We start from the raw sequence: 19,390 nt of genomic DNA on the forward strand, positions 1-19,390 counted from the left end.
CGGTATACCAAAAGGAGTCCCCGTGTCGGAGCCGACCACCGCGTACGAGCGGCTGCGCAGCCAGATCCTCGACCTGGAGCGCGTCCCGGGATCCCGGCTGACCGAGCGTGGGCTGGAGGCCGAGCTCGGGGCGTCGCGCACCCCGCTGCGCGCCGCGCTGATGCGCCTGGAAGCGGAAGGACTGGTCGCGCGCGACGGGCGCGCGTGGCAGGTCTCCCCCATCGACCTCGGCGAGATCGCCCGGCTCAGCGAGCTGCGGGACGCGGTGGAGACCACCGCGGTGCGGCTGAGCTGCGCGCGTGCGACGGACGCGGACATCGCCGCGCTCTCCGCGCGGCTGGACGGCGTCGACCACGAGCGCAGCGCGGACGAGAGCGTGCGCGCCGGCACCGACTTCCACGTGGCGCTGGCGGGACTCTCCGGCAACCACTTCTTCGCGGACACGGTCGCGTCGGCGATGGTGCGTCTCGAACGCTCGCGCTGGCTGGTCGCGCGCAGCGAGGAGGCGTGGACGGAGCACCGCGAGATCCTGGACCTCGTCGCGGCGCGGGATGCGGAGGAGGCGGCGCGCCGCATCCACCTGCACATCGTCGGCACGCACGAGCACCTGCTCGCGGCGCTGGACGCCGACGCCCGCGTGCTGCGGGCACGCGGGCTGTCGATCGTCCGCTAGGAGGCGTCCGGGTCGGCGGCGTCCGGCTCGGCGGCACCGGCCTCGGGATCCGCCGTCGCCGCGGCCCCGGGCTCGGCGCTCTCCGGCTCGTCGTCCGGCAGCTCCTCGAAGAGCCCGGTCGGCGGCGTCAGCGTGAGCGTGCCGGCGACGACGTCCACCTCGGGCACGATCGCCTTCACGAACGGCACGAGGACCTCGTCGGAGCCGGTGTTGATGGCGAGCAGGTCCTGCGCGGGCAGGTGGTCGACACGGGCGACCGTGCCGACCTTCACGCCGTCGCGCAGCGCCGTGAGGCCGACCAGCTGGTGGTCGTACCAGGCGTCGTCCTCGTCCGGCAGCGGCCGGGCGTCCTGACTCACCCAGAGGATGGCCTTGACGAGCGTCTCGGCCTCGGTGCGGTCATCCACACCGGCGAAGAAGCCGACGGGATGCCCGTTGTACCAGCGCAGCTCCTTCAGCTCCAGCGTCTTGCCATGCCACTTGGACGCGGTCGGGACCTGGAGGGTGAAGACGGCGCCGGGGGCGAACCGCTTCTCCGGCTCGTCGGTGTAGAGCTCGATCTTGATGGCGCCCTTGAGGCCGTGGGCCTTGGTGAGCCGGCCGACGCGCAGCTCGGTCTGGTCCGGCCGCGGGGCGACATCCTTGCGGGGCAGCTTGTGGTCGGCCACCTCAGTCGTCGACGACGTCGACGCGGACGCGACGGCCGTCGGCCAGAGCGGCGACGAGCGTGCGCAGGGCCTTGGCCGTGCGGCCGGAGCGGCCGATGACCCGGCCGAGGTCCTCGGGGTTCACGCGAACCTCGAGGACCTCGCCACGCGGGGAGCCCTTGGCAACGACATGCACGTCGTCCGGGTGGTCGACGATGCCCTTGACCACGTGGGTGAGCGCGGGTGCGAGCAAGGTGTTACGCCTTCTCGCCGTCAGCGGCCTCGGCGGTCGCCTCCTCGGCCTCGGCGACGACCTCGGCCTCAGCGGCCTCCTCGGCCTCGACCTCGGCCTCGACGACGGCCTCCGCCTCGGCGGCGACCTCGGCCGGCTTCTCGGCCTTGGGCTTGAGGACCGGCTTCTTCTTGTCGTCGGCGACGAACGCGACCTTCTCCTCGGCCGTCTTCACGGTCGAGACGGCGTTCTTGTCGCCCTTGAACTTGCCCCAGTCGCCCGTGAGCTTGAGGAGCACCAGCACCTGCTCGGTCGGCTGGGCGCCGACGCCGAGCCAGTACTGAGCGCGCTCGGAGTCGACCTCGATGCGCGAGGGCTCCTCGGTCGGGTGGTACAGACCGATCTCCTCGATCACGCGACCGTCGCGCTTGGTGCGCGAGTCGGCCACGACGATGCGGTAGTAGGGAGCGCGGATCTTGCCGAGGCGCTTCAGACGGATTTTGACAGCCACAATTCTCCTGTGTCGATGAGTGAGTTTTGTCGAACTGACTGCCGTGGGCGTGGGGGCACACTCGGCAGGAGGTCTTTGTTCATCCCATCGCACCGGATAGAGGGTCGGGTACGACGGAACTCAACTAGCTATTCTGTCAGATACCAGCCTGCTTTGAACAATCGGACGGACGGACGAGAACGTGCAGATCGAATTCGCTCCTTCCGAGCGCTCCACCATCGGTGTCGAGTGGGAGCTCGCTCTGGTCGACTCTGCGACCGGCGACCTGGTCCAGGTCGCGGACGACGTGCTCCGCGAGGTCGGGACGCCGGACGGCCGAGAGCACCCGCAGATCACCCACGAGCTGCTGCTGAACACGGTCGAGCTGGTCAGCCGCGTCCACCACAGCGTGCCCGCCGCGATCACGGACCTGCAGGAGCTGATCGGCCTGGTACGCGAGGTGACCGACCCGCTCGGCATCGAGCTGATGTGCGCGGGGACGCATCCCTTCGCGCAGTGGTTCGATCAGAAGATCACCCCGAACGAGCGCTACAACCGGCTGCTGGACCGCACCCAGTGGTGGGGCAGGCAGATGATGATCTGGGGCATCCACGTGCACGTCGGCATCGACGAGCGCGACAAGGCGCTGCCGATCGTGAACGGGCTGCTCACCTACTACCCGCACCTGCAGGCGCTGAGCGCCTCCAGCCCGTACTGGGCGGGCGCGCACACCGGGTACGCCTCCAACCGCGCCCTGATGTTCCAGCAGCTGCCGACGGCCGGCCTGCCCTGGCAGTTCGGCAGCTGGGCGAACTACGAGGAGTACGTCCAGGACCTCGTGACCACCGGCGTCGTGACCGACCACAGCGAGGTGCGCTGGGACATCCGGCCATCGCCGAAGTGGGGCACGGTCGAGATGCGCGCGTGCGACGGCCTCTCCACCGCCGACGAGGTCGGCGCGGTCGCTGCGCTGATCCACTGCCTCACCGACCGGATGTCCGGCGACCTGGACGACGGCGTCGAGCCGGTCACCCTGCAGCCCTGGTTCGTGCGCGAGAACAAGTGGCGCGCCGCGCGCTACGGGCTCGACGCGGAGATCATCGTCGCCCCGGACGGACGCGAGCGGCTCGTGCGCGAGTCGCTGCTCGAGCTGGTGGACGAGCTCGCCCCGACCGCCGACCGGCTCGGCTGCGAGGCGGAGCTGCGCACGGTTGCGACGATCCTGGAGACCGGCGCGAGCTACCAGCGCCAGCTGGCCGTCGCGCAGGCGAACGGCGGCAGCCTGCAGGCCGTCGTCAGCTCGCTCACGCACGAGCTGCGGGACGGCCTCGGCCGTTAGCGGCACAGAGCCGATGCATAGGGTGCACCCCTAAACTGGGGGCCATGCACTCCCACCGTCCCCTCGCGACGGCCGCATCGGCGCTCACGGCGCTCCTGCTCGGAGCCCTGGCGCTCGCCGGCTGCACCTCCTCCGCTTCGACCCCGTTCGCCGTCGGCCCCGCCATCAGCGGCGAGGGCCACCCGACGGTCGCGGTCATCGGCGACTCCATCGAGTCGGGGATGGGTCTCGACCCCGACGAGGCCTGGCCGGCGCTCGTCGCGGTCGATCGGCGCTGGGGCGTGCAGAACTACAGCGTCCCCGGCGCCGGCTTCCTCGCGCTCGGGCCGGACGGGCAGTCCTTCGACGCCCAGGTGGACCGCGCGATCTCGGTCAGGGCGGATGTCGTCCTGATCGGCGCGTCCGACAACGATCTCGGCCAGGACACCTCCGCCGTCGCCTCGGCCATGGCGAAGGCGGTCGAGCGCCTGCGCGACGCGCTCCCGAAGGCGCACATCCTCGGGTTCAACGCCCTCACCGGCGAGGCGAGCGACGACGACCTCGCCCCGCTGAACCACGCGCTGCGCACCGCCGTGGCCGCGGTCGGCGGCCACTGGCTCGACCTCGGCCAGCCCTACCGCGGCCAGGCGGGACTCGTCCAGGACGACGGCGAGCATCCCACTCCTGCCGGCCAGCAGGCCATCGCGGCGACCGTGCTCGAACGCCTCGACGCGCGCGTCTGAGCGAACCCGTTTCCGCGTTCGGCGCGGCGCACAGCATTCCCTCAGTCTGAGCGGTCTACCCTCACTCCGTGCCCACCCGGAGACCCGCCATCGCGCTTGCCGCGCTCGCCATCGTCGCGCTCGCGCTCGCGGGCTGTTCCGCCGCCGCCCCCGCCCGCCCCGTCGCCGCCCAGGCGACGGCCGCCGCCGTCCCGGCCGACGGCCACCAGCCGCAGGTCGTCGCGATCGGCGACTCCATCGCCTTCGGCAAGGGCGTCCGCCCCGACGAGGCCTGGCCCGCGCTGATCGCGCGCCAGCACGGTTGGCAGCTCACCGACCTCGCGGTCTCCGGTTCCGGGTTCGTCAAGGCCGGCTGGAACGGCACCACCTACCGTCAGCAGGTGGACACCGCGCTCACGCTGAACCCGGATTACATCCTGATCGCAGCGACCCGGAACGACAGGAACGAAGCGCCCGCCGCCGTCACCGCCTCGGCCACCGAGCTGCTCGGCGAGCTGCACGACGCGTTCCCGAAGGCGCACATCATCGGCATCACGGCCGTCTGGGGATCCGACCAGCCGCCGGCGAGCATCGACACCGTCGACGCCATCGCCGAGAAGGCCGTCACGGACGTCGGCGGCACGTTCCTCGACATCGGCTTCCCGCTGGTCGGCCACCCGGAGCTGCTGCAGGCGGACGGCATCCACCCGAACGCGGCGGGCGACCGCACGGTCGCGAAGGTCATCGAGGACCGGCTGGCCCCAGCGGGCAAGACCTCCTGATCGCCTCGACTGGCCCTTCCGGGTACGTCTGACCCCGCGCGAGCAGGGCGCAGACGTACCGAGCGGGGTCAGTCGGCGAGGACGGTCAGCGGTTGAGGAACTTCTGCAGCGCGGCCATCTCCTCCTCGGAGGGGCCGCCCTTCGGCGCACCGCCGCCGAGGCCGAAGCCGCTGCCGGTCGCTCCGGCCGAGCCCGCGGGCTTCACGCCGGCCGCGAGCGCGGCGTTCTCCGCGGCGCGCTTGGCCGGGTTGCCGGAGCGCGAGCCCTTCTTCTTCTTGGCCTGCTGCTTGCCCTTGCCCGCGTACGACGCGCCGGGGATGGGTCCCATGCCCGGCACGTTCGGCACGCCGCCCTTGGCGACGGTCTTCATCATCTTGGCGGCCTGCTCGAAGCGGTTCACGAGCTGGTTGACCTCGGTCACCGTGGTGCCGGATCCCTTCGCGATGCGCAGCCGGCGCGAGCCGTTGAGCAGCTTCGAGTTGGTGCGCTCCGCCTTCGTCATCGACTGGATGATCGCCTCGGTGCGCACGATCTCGCGCTCGTCGAAGTTGTCCAGCTGCTGCTTCATCTGCCCCGCGCCCGGCAGCATGCCCATCATCTTCTTGATGGAGCCCATGTTGCGCAGCTGCTGCATCTGCTTGAGGAAGTCGTCGAGCGTGAAGGTGTCGGTCGCGAACTTCTCGGCGACCTTGCGCGCCTCCTCCTCGTCGAAGGCCTCCTGGGCCTGCTCGATGAGGGTGAGGATGTCACCGAGGTCGAGGATGCGCGACGCCATCCGGTCGGGGTGGAACGGCTCGAAGTCGTCCAGCCCCTCGCCCGTTGACGCGAAGATGATCGGGCGGCCGGTGACCGAGGCCACCGAGAGCGCGGCGCCGCCTCGCGCGTCGCCGTCGAGCTTGGAGAGCACGACGCCGGTGAAGTCGACGCCGTCCTGGAACGCCTTCGCGGTCGCGACCGCGTCCTGACCGATCATGGCGTCGATCACGAACAGGACCTCGTCCGGGTCGGTCGCCTTGCGGATGTCGGCCGCCTGCTTCATCAGCTCGGCGTCGACGCCCAGGCGGCCTGCGGTGTCGATGACGACCGTGTCGTACTGCTTGGTCTCGGCGAACTTCAGCGCGTCCTTGGCGACTTTCACCGGGTTGCCGACGCCGTTGCCGGGCTCCGGGGCGAAGACCGGGACGCCGGCCTGCTCGCCGACGATCTGCAGCTGGGTGACGGCGTTGGGCCGCTGGAGGTCGGCGGCGACGAGGATCGGGGTGTGGCCGTCCTTGACCAGCCACTTGCCGAGCTTGCCGGCGAGCGTGGTCTTGCCCGCGCCCTGGAGGCCGGCGAGCATGATCACCGTCGGCGGCCGCTTGGCGAACTCCAGGCGGCGCTGCTGACCGCCGAGGATGCCGATGAGCTCCTCGTTGACGATCTGGACGACCTGCTGGGCCGGGTTGAGGGCCTTGTTGACCTCGTCGGAGAGGGCGCGCTCGCGCACCTTGCCCGTGAACTCCTTGACGACCTCGAGCGCGACGTCGGCGTCGAGCAGCGCACGCCGGATCTCGCGAACGGTCCCGTCGACATCGGACGGCGAGAGCTTGCCCTTGGTGCGGAGGTTCTTGAAGGTATCCGCGAGGCGGTCGGAGAGAGAACCGAAAGTAGCCATGATCGGACAAGTCTACCGGGCCGAGCCGACCGCTAGCCGATGACCGGCGGAGGCGTCAGCCCTGCGTCTCCACCGCGACGACATCGCCGCGCACGTCGAACGAGACGGTCAGGATCGCGTCCGTCTCGTCCGGGCTGATCGAGTAGTCGAAGGTCGCGAAGACCTCGTCCTCGTCCGCGTGGTCGGGCTGCACCGTGACGTGCAGCAGCTGCAGCGACCGCAGCACGTCGACCGCGATGTCCCCCGAGTTGTAGACGAGCAGGTCGATCAGGCTGTCGCCCAGGCGGTCGACGTGCTCGTCGATGTAGCTGGTGGTCGCCGACTGGCGGGAGCTGAGCTCCGCGATCAGGGCGTCCCTGGCCCGGGCGTCGAAGCCCTCGAGCGCCTGGATGAGCGCGGCCGCCGCATCCAGCGCGAACTCCGAGACGGCCGTCTCGTCGTCGGCGAGCAGCTCCACCTCGACCACCTGGTCGGCGAGCTCGGCGGAGTCGGACCAGGCGAGCCCGCCGGACGCGGTCTCGTCGATCACCCCGAAGAAGTCGTGCTCGATCGCCATGACCCTCTCCCCTATCCGACCAGCTGCTGCGCGAACACGTGCGGCGTGAAACCGGTGAGGTCGTTGATCCCCTCGCCCTGGCCGACGAGCTTGATCGGGATGCCCGTGCGCTCCTGCACTGCGAGGACGAAGCCGCCCTTGGCCGAGCCGTCCAGCTTGGTCAGCACCAGCCCGGTCACCCCGGCGTGCTCGAGGAACGCCTCGGCCTGCGCGAGCCCGTTCTGCCCGGTGGTCGCGTCGAGAACGAGCAGCACCTCGGAGATCGGCGCCTGCTTCTCGACGACGCGCTTGATCTTGGAGAGCTCGTCCATCAGGCCGCCCTTGGTCTGCAGACGGCCCGCGGTGTCGATGATGACGATCTCGGTGCCGTTCTGCTTGGCCTTCTCGACGGTCTGGAAGGCGACGGAGGCCGGGTCCTGGCCCTGCTGCTGCGGGCGCACGATGTCGGCTCCGGCGCGCTCGGCCCACGTGGCCAGCTGCTCGACGGCGGCGGCGCGGAAGGTGTCGGCGGCGCCGACGACCACCGAGCGGTCGTAGGTGCGCAGGAACCGGGCGAATTTGCCGATCGTGGTGGTCTTGCCGACCCCGTTCACGCCGACGACGAGCACGATCGCCGGCCGCTCGCTGAGCTTGAGGGTGGTGTCGAGCTTGGAGAGCCGCTCCTCGAGCGTCTCCCGCAGCATCCGCTGCAGGTCGGCCGGGTCGGTGGTGTGGTAGCGGTCGACCTTGGCGCGCAGGTCGTCGACGATCGCCTCGGTGACGTCCGGACCGAAGTCGGCGGTGATGAGCGCCGTCTCCAGGTCGTCCCAGGTGGTGTCGTCGATGGTCTTCTTGGCGAACAGCCCGCGCAGGGCGCCCGACAGAGACCAGGGGGTGCGTTCTGCCATGACACTCAGACTAGTTGCTAGCGTGTTGCCATGTTCTCCCTGGTGGCGGTGTCGGCCGAGCTGGCCGAGCAGCTGGTCGCGGTCGAGAGCGGCGGGGAGGACGCGGTGCACCAGGCGCGCACGCGCGTGCGCCGGCTGCGGAGCATCCTCGGCGTCTACAAGCGGGCGTTCGACGTCGAGCAGAACGACAGGATGCGCGCGCGGCTGAAGGCGCTCGGCGACCGGCTCGGCGAGGTGCGCGACCTGGAGGTCCGCGCCGCCGCGCTGGAGGCCCTGCTCGAGGTGGACGACGCGCCCGAGACGATCGAGGCCGTCGAGGCCCTGGCCGCCGAGCACCGCACGGCGCACGCGAGTGCGCTCGCCTCCCTCGTACGGCACCTGGACACGCGCGGGCATCGGCGGCTGCTGGCGGACCTGCAGTTCTACGCCGCCGAGCCGCCGCTGCGCGGCCGGGGCAGGAAGCACCCGCGCCGGATCATCAGGCGCGGCCTGCGCTCGGCGACGAAGCGGGTGCTCGCGGACGGCGACGACAGTCTGGAGGCGCTGCACGCCACCCGCAAGGCGGCCCGCCGGCTGCGCTACGCCGCCGAGGCGGTCGCCGACGACCTGGGCAGGAAGGCCGTGCGGCTGGCGGCGGAGGCCGAGGCCATCCACGACGCCCTGGGCGACCACCGCGACGCGACCCTGCTCGCGCGCCTGCTGCGCGAGAACGGCCTGCCCGGTCCCGCGGTGCGCGCGGAGCACGCCGCGGCCGCCGCCGTCGAGCCCCTCGACGCCCTTCTGGACGCTCTGCGCGATTGATCGCCGCGCCCGGGGCCGGTCAGGGACGCTCGGGGCGCTCGGCGGGATCCGCCCGGAGGCGGAAGGCGTGCTCGGGCGCGCGCTCGACCAGGCGCTTCAGGTAGGCCATCACGATGCCGGCGGCGATCAGCGCGGCGCCGACCAGGGGCGCGGCGCCGGTGAGCAGCTGCAGCACCGCCTGCATCAGGATCAGCAGGCCCTGGTCGATGCCGTTGGCCGTCGGCGCGCTGCCGTAGGCCAGCGCGGGCAGCGCGATTCCGAGCACCACGCCGAGCAGGGTGAGGCCGATCCCCCACCACAGGACGACAGCCGGTCGCAGCATGATTCCCCCTTCTCCGTCCGCGCCCTCGCTAGGACGCCTTCTCCTGTGCGACGCGCTGGCCGACGACCGCGGACACGCCGTCCTGGCGCATCGAGACGCCGTAGAGCGCGTCCGCGATCTCCATCGTCCGCTTCTGGTGCGTGATGACGATGAGCTGGCTGCTCTCGCGCAGGTCCTCGAAGATCGTCAGCAGCCGGCCGAGGTTGGCGTCGTCGAGCGCCGCCTCCACCTCGTCCATGATGTAGAACGGGCTGGGCCTGGCCTTGAAGATCGCGATCAGCAGCGCGACGGCCGCCAGCGACCGCTCGCCGCCGGAGAGCAGCGAGAGCCGTTCGATCTTCTTTCCTGCCGGCTTCACCGAGACCTCGATGCCGGTGGTGAGCAGGTCGTCCGGGTTGGTCAGCTCGATGCTGCCGGTCCCGCCGGGGAACAGGATCGGGAACACCCGGCCGAACGCCTCCTTGGTGTCGGCGAACGCGGACTCGAAGATGGTCTGCATCTTCGTGTCGATCTCCTCGATGATCGTCAGGAGGTCCTTGCGGGTGTTGGTCAGGTCGGTCAGCTGCTCGGTGAGGAACTTGTGGCGCTGCTCCAGGGCGGCGAACTCCTCCAGCGCGAGCGGGTTGACGCGGCCCAGCTGGGCGAGCTTGCGCTCGGCGGAGGCGAGGCGCTTCTGCTGCTGCTCGCGGACGAACGGGATGCCCTCCGGCTCGTCGGCGTCGGTGCGGGGAGCGGCGTCCGGCTCGCCACCGTCCGCGTCCCTGTCCTCGTCCTCCGGCCGGCGGTCCGGGGGCACGAGCACCTCGGGCCCGTACTCGGCGACGAGCACGTCCTCGACCAGGCCGAGCTCGCTGCCCGCCCGCTCCAGCAGGCTGGAGAGGTGCAGCTTCTTCTCGTAGATCTGCAGTTCCAAGCCGTGCACGCTCTCGGTGATGGTGTGCAGCCGCTCGCGGATCGCCGACTCCTCGCGGCGCACGGTCTGCAGTTCCTCGTTCTGGCTGGCGCGCTGCGCCTCGGCGGCGGCGAGCTCGACGCGCGCGGCGGCGAGCGACCGGTCGGCGGAGGCGAGGACGGCGGGCAGCGCGTCGACGACCCCCTGCGCCGCGTCGAGCTGGCGGCGCCGGATCACCGCGCGCCTGGCCGCCTGCTCGGCGGCGGCGCGCTCGGCCTCGAGCTGACGCGCGAGCGCCTCGCCGCGGGCCTGCTCCGCGCGCACCCGCTCGCGGGCGGTCTCCACGGCGAGCCTGGCCTCGACCTCGGCCTCGCGGGCCGCGTCCAGCTCGGCGGACAGGCCGTCGCGCGCGGACGCGTCCAGGATGGGCCGCGGCCGCGACCGCGCAGCCTCCAGCGCGGCCTTCGCGGTCTCGGCGGCGGACTCGGCGTCGGCGACGCGCTCGGAGGCCTGCTCGAGCGCGGCGCTGAGCCGGTCGAACTCGGCCTGGGACGCCTCCAGCTGGACCTTCACGCGGTTCAGCTGCTCGGTCTGCGCCGCGAGTCTCGCGTCGAACTCGCGCAGCGAGGCGAGCGCCGTCTGCGACTGCTCCTTCGCCACCTGCAGCACACCGCGCTGCTCCGCGAGGGCGAACCGCGCCCGATCGATCAGCGATGTCACCTCGCCCAGCCGCTCCTCGGCGGCATCGCGGTCGGCGAGCAGCTCGATGCGGCTCTGGGTGGCGCCGGAGCCGCCGCGGAGGACGAACTCGGTGAGGACCTCCCCGGCGCGCGTTATCAATGTGACCGGGCCGCCGAGGCCGCGGGAGCGGAAGGCGTCGGCGGCGGAGCGCGCGGCGTCCAGGTCGTCGGCGATCGCGGTGAACGCGAGCAGGCCGAGCACGCCGGACGGCGCATCCACGACGGACCGTGCGGGGACGACGCCCGCCATGCCGGTGAGGTCGACGTCGGCGGCCGCGGCATCGGCGACCACCACCTCCACCCGGCCGAGGTCGTCGCCCGCCGCACGCGCGACGGCGGCGAAGGCGGCCTCCCTGCTCTCCGCGAGGACGGCGTCGGAGAGCGTTCCGAGCGCGGCGGCGATCGCCGCCTCGTTGCCCGGCCGCACCCGGACGTGCTCCGCCACCAGCCCGAGCACACCGGGCAGCCGCGCGCCGAGGAGCGCGGCGGAGCCGTCCTTGGTGTCGAGCGCGAGCGAGAGGGCCGAGGTGCGCGCGGCGAGGGCGTCGCGCTCGCGCTCCAGCGTGTGCAGCTCCTCGCGGAGACGCTCGATCTCGCCCTCCGCCTCGAAGACGTCGGCCTGCGCGAGTTCGTACGCCTCGTCGAGGCTGCCCTCGCCGGCGTCCGCGGTCGCGGCCTCCGCCTCGCGCGCGGCGAACTCGGCGCGCGCCTTCTCGCGCCGCTCCACCGCGGCGTCGAGCGCGTTCTGCTGGCGCAGCACCTCGCCGCGGACCGCCGCCAGCCGCTGGGCGGCGGCGTCCGCCTGCCCGGTCAGCTTGCTGATCTCCAGGTCGTGCTTGGAGACGAGCGCGCTCTGGGCGGCGATCTCGTCGTCGACGGCGTCCAGCCGCTCCCTGGCCGCGCGCGTCGCCGCCTGCGCGGCCTGCCAGGCCGCCTCGGCCTCCGTCACCGCGGCGCGCAGCCGTTCGACCTCGTCCGCCGCGTCCCTGACCATCTGCGGACTCACCCGCGGTCCGTCGTCCGGCGACTCGGCCTGGCTGCCGAGCAGCGCGAGCCGCTGGGTGGCGAGCGTGTAGAGCCCGCGCAGGCGGTCCTGCGCCTGCTCCAGGGCGAACGCGGTGCTGCGCGCCGCGTCGACGGAGTCGCCGACCTGGGCCTGCTCCAGCCGGGTGCGGCGCAGCTGCTTCTGCTCCAGCTGCTCCTGCAGCACGATCTGCTCGGTGTGCCGCTCCGCCTCGGTGCGGGTGTGGTCGTCCAGGGTGCGGCGCAGCGCGACGACCTCGTTGGCGAGCAGACGGGCACGCGCGTCCCGCACGATCGCCGCGATGGACTGCGCCTCGCGCGCGATCTCCGCCTGGTGACCGAGGGGCTTGAGCTGCCTGCGCACCTCGCCGGCGAGATCGCTCAGCCGGGTGAGGTTGGTCTGCATCGCCTCGAGCTTGCGGAGCGTCTTCTCCTTGCGGCGGCGGTGCTTGAGGATGCCGGCCGCCTCCTCGATGAAGCCGCGGCGATCCTCCGGGCTCGCGTGCAGGACGGCGTCGAGCTGGCCCTGGCCGACGATGACGTGCATCTCGCGGCCGAGGCCGGAGTCGCTCAGCAGCTCCTGCACGTCCAGCAGCCGGCAGGACTGGCCGTTGATGGCGTACTCGCTGCCGCCGTTGCGAAACAGCGTGCGCGAGATGGTGACCTCGGAGTACTCGATCGGCAGCGCGCCGTCGGTGTTGTCGATGGTCAGCTGCACCTCCGCGCGCCCGAGCGGGCCGCGGGTCGAGGTGCCGGCGAAGATGACGTCCTCCATCTTGCCGCCGCGGAGAGTCTTGGCGCCCTGCTCGCCCATCACCCAGGCGAGGGCGTCGACCACGTTCGACTTGCCGGACCCGTTGGGCCCGACGACGCAGGTGACGCCCGGCTCGAAGGCGAACGTCGTCGGCTGTGCGAACGACTTGAAGCCCTTGAGCGTCAGACTCTTCAAATACACGCTCGTGAATTTACCGCACGGTCACCCGCGGGAAACGAAAGCCGAGGGGCACGTCGTTGTCGCTTTCGCGTGCGAAAAGCGACGACGACGTGCCCCTCGGGGAAGCCGGCCGACGGCGAGGAGGCGGCGTCAGGCGACGCCGAGGTACCCCTCCTTGATCGCGGGATCGGCGAGCAGCTCCTTGCCGGTGCCCGCGCGGGTGATGTTGCCGGTCTCCAGCACGAAGGCCCGATGTGCGCGGGCCAGCGCCTGGTTGGCGTTCTGCTCCACCAGCAGGATGGTCGTGCCCTGCTTGTTGATCTCGGCGATGATCGAGAAGATCTGCCGGATGAACTGCGGCGCGAGACCCATCGACGGCTCGTCCAGGAGCAGCAGGCGCGGGTTCGACATCAGCGCGCGCCCGATGGCGAGCATCTGCTGCTCGCCGCCGGACATCGTGCCGCCGAGCTGCGTCTTCCGCTCCGCGAGCCGCGGGAACAGCGCGAACACGCGGTCGAAGTCCTCGCCCATCTTCGAGCGGTCCTTGCGCCCGAACGCGCCCATGTCGAGGTTCTCCATCACCGTCATGCCGGGGAAGATCCCCCGGCCCTCCGGCGCCTGCGAGATCCCGCGGATCACGCGGATGTGCGCCTTCATCTTGGTGATGTCCTGGCCGTCGAAGTGGATGCTGCCCTTCGACGGGTTCAGGATGCCGGAGATCGTCTTCATGGTGGTGGACTTGCCGGCCCCGTTCGCGCCGATCAGGCTGACGATCTCGCCCTCCTCCACGGAGAACGACATGTCGTGGATGGCCTCGATGCGGCCGTAGGCAACGCTGATGTTCTTCAGCTCAAGCAACGTCATCTTCTGGCTCCCCGAGGTAGGCGGCGATCACGCGGGGGTCGCTGCGGATGGCCTCGGGCACGTCGTCGGCGAGCTTGCGCCCGAACTCCAGCACCACGATGCGATCCGTCACCCCCATCACCAGCTTCATGTCGTGTTCGATCAGCAGGACCGTGTACCCGTCCGCACGGATGGTGCGGATCAGGTCCATCAGCTCCTCCTTCTCCGCCGGGTTGAATCCGGCGGCGGGCTCGTCCAGGCAGAGCACCTTCGGGTCCGTCGCGAGCGCCCTGGCGATCTCGAGCCTGCGCTGCGAGCCGTACGGGAGCTGCCGGGAGAGGGTGCCCGCCTGGTCGGCGATGCCGACGAACTCGAGCAGGGCCATGCCGCGCTCGATCGAGGACTTCTCCTCCCTGGTGTGCCTGGGCAGGCGCAGCAGGGCGCCGGGCACCGAGGTGCGGTGCCGGGCGTCCAGGCCGACCACCACGTTCTCCAGCGCCGTCATCTCGCCGAACAGCCGGATGTTCTGGAACGTCCGCGCGAGGCCCAGCCGGGTGATCCTGTGCTGCTTCTGACCCTTGATCGACTGGCCCTCCAGCAGCACGTCCCCGCTGGTCGGCTTGTAGACGCCGGTCATCGCGTTGAAGCAGGTGGTCTTGCCCGCTCCGTTCGGTCCGATCAGGCCGAGGATCTCGCCGCGGCGGATGTCGAACGAGACGTCGTCCAGCGCGAGCAGCCCGCCGAACTTCACCGTGAGGTTGCGCACCTCGACGATGTTCTCGCCGACCTCCACCGCGATCTCCCGGTCGGGGGCGGCCGCCTCTGCCACCTCCAGGTCGATGCCGGCGGCCTCCAGCTCCTCCTCGTTGGCGCCGAGGACCGGCTCCTCCTCGGGAGCGCCTGCTGCTCCCGGTGTGCGTGCGTCCGTCATCGTGCGTCTCCCTTCGCCGCTCCGGCCAGTCTCCGGTACGCGTGCCGCCCGTAGGCCAGCAGCTTCTGCCGCGCCGGGAACAGGCCCTGCGACCGGAAGATCATGATGATCACCAGCGCGACGCCGAAGATGAGGTACTTGTAGTCGGCGATCGCGGTGAACCGCAGCGGGATGTACGCCACGATCGCGCCACCGATCATCGCGCCGACCTTGTTGCCTGCACCGCCGAGCACGACGGCCGCGAGGAACAGGATGGAGGTCTGCACGTCGAACTTCTGGTTGTTGACGAAGCCGACCTGACCGGCGAACAGCGCACCGGAGAGGCCGCCGACGCCGGCGCCGATCGCGAACGCCCACACCTTGTACTTGAAGGTGGGAACGCCCATGATCTCGGCGGCGTCCTCGTCCTCGCGGATCGCGATCCACGCGCGGCCGACGCGGCTGCGCTCCATGTTGCCGACCAGCAGCAGGACGATGATGATGACCGTCACCGTCAGCCAGTACCAGGGGACGCCGTTCGAGTTGGAGAAGATCGGGACGCCGTTCGCATCCTGCCCCGGCGGGTGGCCGACGTTCTGGAAGCCGACCTGGCCCTTCATCGCCGGGATGATCGTGGCGAGGATGCGCACGATCTCACCGAAGCCGAGCGTCACGATCGCCAGGTAGTCGCCGCGCAGCCGCAGCGTCGGCACGCCGAGGATCACGCCGAAGATCATCGTGATCGCCATCGCGACCGGGATGGTCCACAGGTACGGGATCTTCAGGAACGGCGAGTCGGGGCTGGTGAGCATCGCCGCCGTGTACGAGCCGACGGCGAAGAACGCGACGTAGCCGAGGTCGAGCAGACCGGCGTAGCCGACGACGATGTTCAGGCCGACGGCGATCAGGCCGTAGGTCGCCATCGCGAAGCAGGCCAGCGGCCAGTCGTTGCCCGGCTCGGTGGTGAGCGGGAAGAAGTTCAGGTACGGCAGCGCGTACGCGAGCGCGACCACGATCAGCAGCCACGCCCACTGCACGGCGCGCGGCAGGCCGTTCCACCAGTCGCGCAGCGGCTGGAAGGGGCTCTTGCGCCGGCCGCGCTGCGCCTCGAGCGCGTCCGCCGCCTGCTCGGAGCGTCCGTCCGGCAGGACCTTGGGGCCTTCGGTCATGCTCATGCGCGGCTCCTTCCGAGCGAGGTGCCGAGGATGCCGGTGGGCTTCACCAGCAGCACGAGCACCAGGACGACGAACGCGACGACGTCGGTCCACTGCGAGTCCCCGAGCAGGATCTGGCCGTAGTTGCCGATCACGCCCAGGAGGAGGCCGCCGAGGAGCGCGCCGCGGACGTTGCCGATGCCGCCGAGCACGGCGGCGGCGAACGCCTTCACGCCGAGGACGAATCCGCCGTTGTAGATGACGCCGGAGGGCACGAGCATCACGTAGAAGAGGGCCGCCGCGCCGGCGAGGATACCGCCGGTCACGAACGTGATGACGATGATCTTCTCCTTGTTCACGCCCATCAGCGTCGCAGTGTCCGCGTCCTGCGCGACGGCGCGGATGCCGCGGCCGGTTCGCGTGCGGCGGATGAACATGTCGGTCGCCACCATGAGCAGCACGGAGGCGACCACGATGATGATCTGCTGGCTGTTCACGATCGTCCCGAACACGTCGAAGATCGGCGTCGGGATGAACATGGTCACCGCCGGCTCCGCGTTCGCGCCCCTGACCAGGAAGATCAGGTACTGGATGGTGAACGAGGCGCCGATCGCGGTGATGAGGAACACCAGGCGTGGCGCGTTCCGTTTTCGCAGCGGTCTGTACGCGACGCGTTCGAGGACGAACGCCGTGAACGCGGAGGCCGCCATGCCGACGAGGAGAGCGAGCAGCAGGTCGCCGACGATCGCGGCGGGGCTGAGGTTCGGCGCGCTCGGGCCGAAGCCGAGCGAGGTGAGGGTGATCACGACGCCGTACGCGCCGACGATGAACACCTCGGAGTGGGCGAAGTTGATGAGGTTCAGCACGCCATAGACGAGCGTGTAACCGACGGCGATCAGGCCGTAGATGGCTCCGAAGGTGAGACCGTCGAAGGTGGCGCTCCAGAAGTTTTGGACGAGGGCGCCGACGTCGAAGTTGATCCAGGAGTTGTCGAGGACGGGATGGAGGGCGAGCAGTTCGAGCATTCGTGCATCCAGTGGTCAGTGCCGGATCGCCGGTGATCCGGTCGTTGTGCGGATGAGGTGCGCGGAAAACGCAAGGATGCCGCGGGCCACGGTGGCCCGCGGCATCCTCACGGTGTCGCGTTATCCGATGGTGCCGATCGGGACGATCTTGCCGCCCTCGACCTTGTAGCCGTAGACGGTCGGCGCCTGGAGCTCACCCGTGGAGTCCCACTTGTAGTGCTTGCTCAGGCCGTCGGCGTCGTAGTTCTTGACCCAGTCGAGCAGGTCGGCGCGGGTCGTCTTTCCCTTGTCGATGCCGGAGAGCAGCACGGTCGTGGCGTCGTAACCCTCGATCGAGTAGGTGCCGGGCTCGGCGTTGGCGAGCTTCTTGTACGCCGACTCGAAGTCGGGGATCAGCTCGCCCGGGATGCAGGGGCAGGTGAAGTAGGCGTTGCTCGACGCGTCGCCGGCCAGCTTGATGAACTGGTCGTCCTTCACACCGTCGGGGCCGACGAACGTGCCGGTGTAGCCCTTGTTGACCAGCTGCTGGTCGAACGGGGCGCCCTCGGCGTAGTAGCCGGCGTAGTACACGGCGTCGGGCTTCGCGTTGATGATCTTCGAGATCACCGCGGAGAAGTCCTTCTGGCCGGTGGTCACCTTGTCGGTGCCGACGAGCGCGTCGCCGAGCGCCTTCGAGGTCTGGGTGCCGAGGCCGATTCCGTAGTCGGAGTCGTCCTGGACCAGGTAGACCTTCTTGGCCTGGAGCTTGCCGGTCAGGAACTTCGCCGCGGCGGGGCCCTGGACGGCGTCATTGCCGAGTCCGCGGAAGAAGGTCTTCCAGCCGTTCTGCGTCAGCGCGGGGTTCGTGGCGGACGGGGTGATGTGCACCAGCCCCTGCTGCTCGAAGATGTTGCCGGTGGCCTTCGACTCGCCCGAGAACGGGAGGCCGACGACGCCGATGATGTCCTTCTCGTTGACCGCCTGGGTGACAGGTCCCGTGGCCTTGGTCGGGTCGCCCTCGGTGTCGAACTTCTTGAAGTTCACCTGGCAGCCCTTGTTGGCTTCGTTGTGCTGGTTGATGGCCAGCTGGATGCCGTTGTAGATGTTGATGCCGAGCTGGGCGTTGGCGCCCGTCTCCGCACCGACGTAGCCGATGGTGAGCCCCGCAGGACAGGTGGCCTTGCCATCGCCGGCCGGGAGCACGGCGTCCTTCGGCGTGTCCACCGACGTGATGGCGGGGATGTCGATTTTGGAGCTCCCGTTGGTGGATCCTCCCGTGGACGGCTGGTTCGCACATCCCGCGAGGAACAGTGCGACTGACGCTGCAACAGCCGCACCGATGGTGACTTTCTTCCGTAGCATCTTCTGCCTCTCGACGTGAAATCCGTGTCGAACGCGGCGTGGTCGCCTCGTCGCACCACGAATATGTGTGCTGAGACTACATGCAACGCAAGCATTTGCAACGCGTTTTTGAACGCAGATTTACACGATCGAAACCAAACGCTGCGGCGCCCTTCACAGCCGGCCGCGGGCAGGTTATGTTGGTGTGTTCCAGCTCCAGGAGGTCACCGGTGCGCATCGCCCGCCTCACGCCGCCGGCCGCGCTCGGCACGCCGGAATCGGCCGCGTTCGAGGAGCTGGTGGGCGTCCTCAACGGCATCAGCGTCGCCCTGTGGGGCTCCGACGACTTCGTCGAGACGGCGGAGGAGGCGCTCGCCTCGCTGCGCGCGCAGGACTACCAGGAGAAGATCGTGCTGGTCGCGATCGAGGACGAGGCGATCGTCGGCCGCGTCCAGGCGTCGTTCCCGCTCGACGAGGACGCCGAGACCGTGACGCTGCTCGTGGACGTCGCCCCCGCCGTGCGCGGACGCGGCATCGGCAGCGCGCTGCTGGCGGCGGGCGAGGAGCTCGCGGCCGAGGGCGGCCGCCGGGTGATCAGCGCGTACACCGAGCATCCCGCGCACACCCTGGACGCCGGCTCCCCGGTCGTGCACGCGGCAGCGGGCTCCGCCGGGCTTCCCGCCGACAGCGGCGACGTGCGTTTCGCCCGCAGGCACGGCTACCGCCTCGGCCAGGTGGAGCGGTCGAGCGAGCTGCTGCTCCCGCTCCCCCGCGAGCGCGAGGCCGGGCTCGCGAGCACGGCGGACAGCTCCGTCGGCTACCGCTCGGTCTCCTGGTTCGGCCACGCGCCGGACGACCTGCTGGACGCGTTCGCGGCGCTCAAGGCGCGGATGGCGACCGACATCCCGCAGACCGGCATCGCCGTCGACCGCGAGGAGTGGACGGGCGACCGGGTGCGGGCGCAGGAACAGGAACTGGCCGAGCGCGGCGAGCCGCTGCTGGTCACGGCCGCCCAGCACATCGCGAGCGGCGAACTGGCGGCCTACACCGAGATCGCGGTGCCGGCGGACGGCGACAAGGCCGAGCAGTACGACACGCTGGTCTCAGCGCCGCACCGCGGCCACCGGCTCGGGACGCTCGTGAAGCTGCACAACATCCGGGAGCTCGCGGTGCATGCCCCGCACATCACGCGACTGCTGACCTGGAACGCCGACGAGAACATCCCGATGCTCGCCATCAACCGCGCGTTCGGCTTCCGCCTGCACGCCCTCACCGGGCACTGGCAGAAGACGCTGGACTGAGCCTGACCCGGTCTGCGTTTCGTCACGAATCGCGCCCATTCGTGACGTATCGCGCCCAATGGTGACCATTGTGGGGGGTTTGTGTGGAAAAGCATGCCCGGGGCGGGGGCGGGCCGCGGGGTATTGCACTGGCCCGGGGGGGGGGGGCGGGGGGCGCCGGCCCG

Annotated in this window: 19 protein-coding genes; 6 read left to right on the plus strand and 13 right to left on the minus strand. The window is 70.5% G+C overall.

The window, feature by feature from the left end; all coding sequences use genetic code 11:
* Nucleotides 1–22 precede the first annotated feature (22 nt).
* Nucleotides 23–673, plus strand: coding sequence for a GntR family transcriptional regulator (locus ACTHMF_RS09795; protein WP_440317271.1), 651 nt, complete (start codon nt 23–25; stop codon nt 671–673).
* Here the strand turns inward: ACTHMF_RS09795 and rimM are convergent.
* From rimM to rpsP, 3 genes are read right to left on the minus strand one after another with little or no spacing between them, the layout of a single operon-like run.
* Nucleotides 670–1,341, minus strand: coding sequence for a ribosome maturation factor RimM (gene rimM / locus ACTHMF_RS09800; RefSeq protein ID WP_440317272.1), 672 nt, complete (start codon nt 1,339–1,341; stop codon nt 670–672). The two genes, ACTHMF_RS09795 and rimM, sit on opposite strands and share 4 nt — an antisense overlap.
* Nucleotide 1,342: 1 nt before the next feature.
* Nucleotides 1,343–1,573: an RNA-binding protein gene (locus ACTHMF_RS09805; protein WP_314147717.1), complete on the minus strand. Its 231-nt coding sequence runs from the start codon at nt 1,571–1,573 to the stop codon at nt 1,343–1,345.
* A gap of 4 nt (nt 1,574–1,577) precedes the next feature.
* On the minus strand, nt 1,578–2,063 hold the full coding sequence (gene rpsP / locus ACTHMF_RS09810) for a 30S ribosomal protein S16 (RefSeq protein ID WP_314147716.1): 486 nt from the start codon (nt 2,061–2,063) through the stop codon (nt 1,578–1,580).
* 181 nt (nt 2,064–2,244) lie between these two features.
* Between rpsP and ACTHMF_RS09815 the strand changes: the two genes are divergently transcribed.
* The 3 genes from ACTHMF_RS09815 (at nt 2,245) to ACTHMF_RS09825 (ending at nt 4,864) form a co-directional block, all read left to right on the plus strand.
* Nucleotides 2,245–3,381 (plus strand): glutamate--cysteine ligase, encoded by a 1,137-nt coding sequence (locus tag ACTHMF_RS09815; RefSeq protein WP_440317273.1) that lies wholly within the window; start codon nt 2,245–2,247, stop codon nt 3,379–3,381.
* A 44-nt stretch (nt 3,382–3,425) separates the two neighbouring features.
* Complete coding sequence (locus tag ACTHMF_RS09820) at nt 3,426–4,103, plus strand: SGNH/GDSL hydrolase family protein (RefSeq protein WP_440317274.1); 678 nt, start codon at nt 3,426–3,428, stop codon at nt 4,101–4,103.
* Between the two features lie 68 nt (nt 4,104–4,171).
* On the plus strand, nt 4,172–4,864 hold the full coding sequence (locus ACTHMF_RS09825; protein WP_440317275.1) for an SGNH/GDSL hydrolase family protein: 693 nt from the start codon (nt 4,172–4,174) through the stop codon (nt 4,862–4,864).
* A gap of 85 nt (nt 4,865–4,949) precedes the next feature.
* On the opposite strand, the gene ffh is transcribed toward ACTHMF_RS09825, so the two are convergent.
* From ffh to ftsY, 3 genes are read right to left on the minus strand one after another with little or no spacing between them, the layout of a single operon-like run.
* Nucleotides 4,950–6,518 (minus strand): signal recognition particle protein, encoded by a 1,569-nt coding sequence (ffh, locus tag ACTHMF_RS09830; RefSeq protein WP_314147712.1) that lies wholly within the window; start codon nt 6,516–6,518, stop codon nt 4,950–4,952.
* A 55-nt stretch (nt 6,519–6,573) separates the two neighbouring features.
* On the minus strand, nt 6,574–7,074 hold the full coding sequence (locus ACTHMF_RS09835) for a DUF2004 domain-containing protein (protein ID WP_440317276.1): 501 nt from the start codon (nt 7,072–7,074) through the stop codon (nt 6,574–6,576).
* A gap of 11 nt (nt 7,075–7,085) precedes the next feature.
* Complete coding sequence (gene ftsY / locus ACTHMF_RS09840; protein WP_314147710.1) at nt 7,086–7,961, minus strand: signal recognition particle-docking protein FtsY; 876 nt, start codon at nt 7,959–7,961, stop codon at nt 7,086–7,088.
* Nucleotides 7,962–7,991: 30 nt separating this feature from the next.
* Here ftsY and ACTHMF_RS09845 point away from each other — a divergent pair, with 30 nt between their 5' ends.
* The gene (locus ACTHMF_RS09845) at nt 7,992–8,762 is read left to right on the plus strand and encodes a CHAD domain-containing protein (protein WP_440317277.1); all 771 of its coding nucleotides are present in this window, start codon (nt 7,992–7,994) and stop codon (nt 8,760–8,762) included.
* 19 nt (nt 8,763–8,781) lie between these two features.
* Here ACTHMF_RS09845 and ACTHMF_RS09850 read toward each other — a convergent pair whose 3' ends face one another.
* The 7 genes from ACTHMF_RS09850 to ACTHMF_RS09880 form a co-directional block, all read right to left on the minus strand.
* Entirely contained in the window at nt 8,782–9,084 is a 303-nt protein-coding gene (locus ACTHMF_RS09850; protein ID WP_314147708.1) for a hypothetical protein, read from the minus strand.
* Between the two features lie 28 nt (nt 9,085–9,112).
* The gene (gene smc, locus ACTHMF_RS09855) at nt 9,113–12,694 is read right to left on the minus strand and encodes a chromosome segregation protein SMC (RefSeq protein WP_440317278.1); all 3,582 of its coding nucleotides are present in this window, start codon (nt 12,692–12,694) and stop codon (nt 9,113–9,115) included.
* Between the two features lie 129 nt (nt 12,695–12,823).
* Entirely contained in the window at nt 12,824–13,537 is a 714-nt protein-coding gene (locus tag ACTHMF_RS09860) for an ABC transporter ATP-binding protein (protein WP_440317279.1), read from the minus strand.
* Complete coding sequence (locus tag ACTHMF_RS09865; RefSeq protein ID WP_440317280.1) at nt 13,524–14,447, minus strand: ABC transporter ATP-binding protein; 924 nt, start codon at nt 14,445–14,447, stop codon at nt 13,524–13,526. Before ACTHMF_RS09865 ends, ACTHMF_RS09860 begins: the two co-directional genes overlap by 14 nt.
* Nucleotides 14,444–15,601 carry a branched-chain amino acid ABC transporter permease gene (locus ACTHMF_RS09870; protein ID WP_314149012.1) on the minus strand — a complete coding sequence of 386 codons (1,158 nt, stop codon included), beginning with the start codon at nt 15,599–15,601 and terminating at the stop codon, nt 14,444–14,446. Before ACTHMF_RS09870 ends, ACTHMF_RS09865 begins: the two co-directional genes overlap by 4 nt.
* Nucleotides 15,598–16,605, minus strand: a complete 1,008-nt coding sequence (locus tag ACTHMF_RS09875; RefSeq protein WP_314149013.1) for a branched-chain amino acid ABC transporter permease — start codon at nt 16,603–16,605, stop codon at nt 15,598–15,600. The genes ACTHMF_RS09870 and ACTHMF_RS09875 overlap by 4 nt, the downstream gene beginning before the upstream one ends.
* A 120-nt stretch (nt 16,606–16,725) precedes the next feature.
* The gene (locus tag ACTHMF_RS09880; protein ID WP_440317281.1) at nt 16,726–17,808 is read right to left on the minus strand and encodes a branched-chain amino acid ABC transporter substrate-binding protein; all 1,083 of its coding nucleotides are present in this window, start codon (nt 17,806–17,808) and stop codon (nt 16,726–16,728) included.
* A gap of 347 nt (nt 17,809–18,155) precedes the next feature.
* Here ACTHMF_RS09880 and ACTHMF_RS09885 point away from each other — a divergent pair, with 347 nt between their 5' ends.
* Nucleotides 18,156–19,226, plus strand: a complete 1,071-nt coding sequence (locus ACTHMF_RS09885; RefSeq protein ID WP_440317282.1) for a GNAT family N-acetyltransferase — start codon at nt 18,156–18,158, stop codon at nt 19,224–19,226.
* The last annotated feature ends 164 nt before the right edge of the window (nt 19,227–19,390 follow it).

The organism is Leifsonia sp. (assembly GCF_051955155.1).
In the GTDB taxonomy this organism is placed as follows: domain Bacteria; phylum Actinomycetota; class Actinomycetes; order Actinomycetales; family Microbacteriaceae; genus Leifsonia.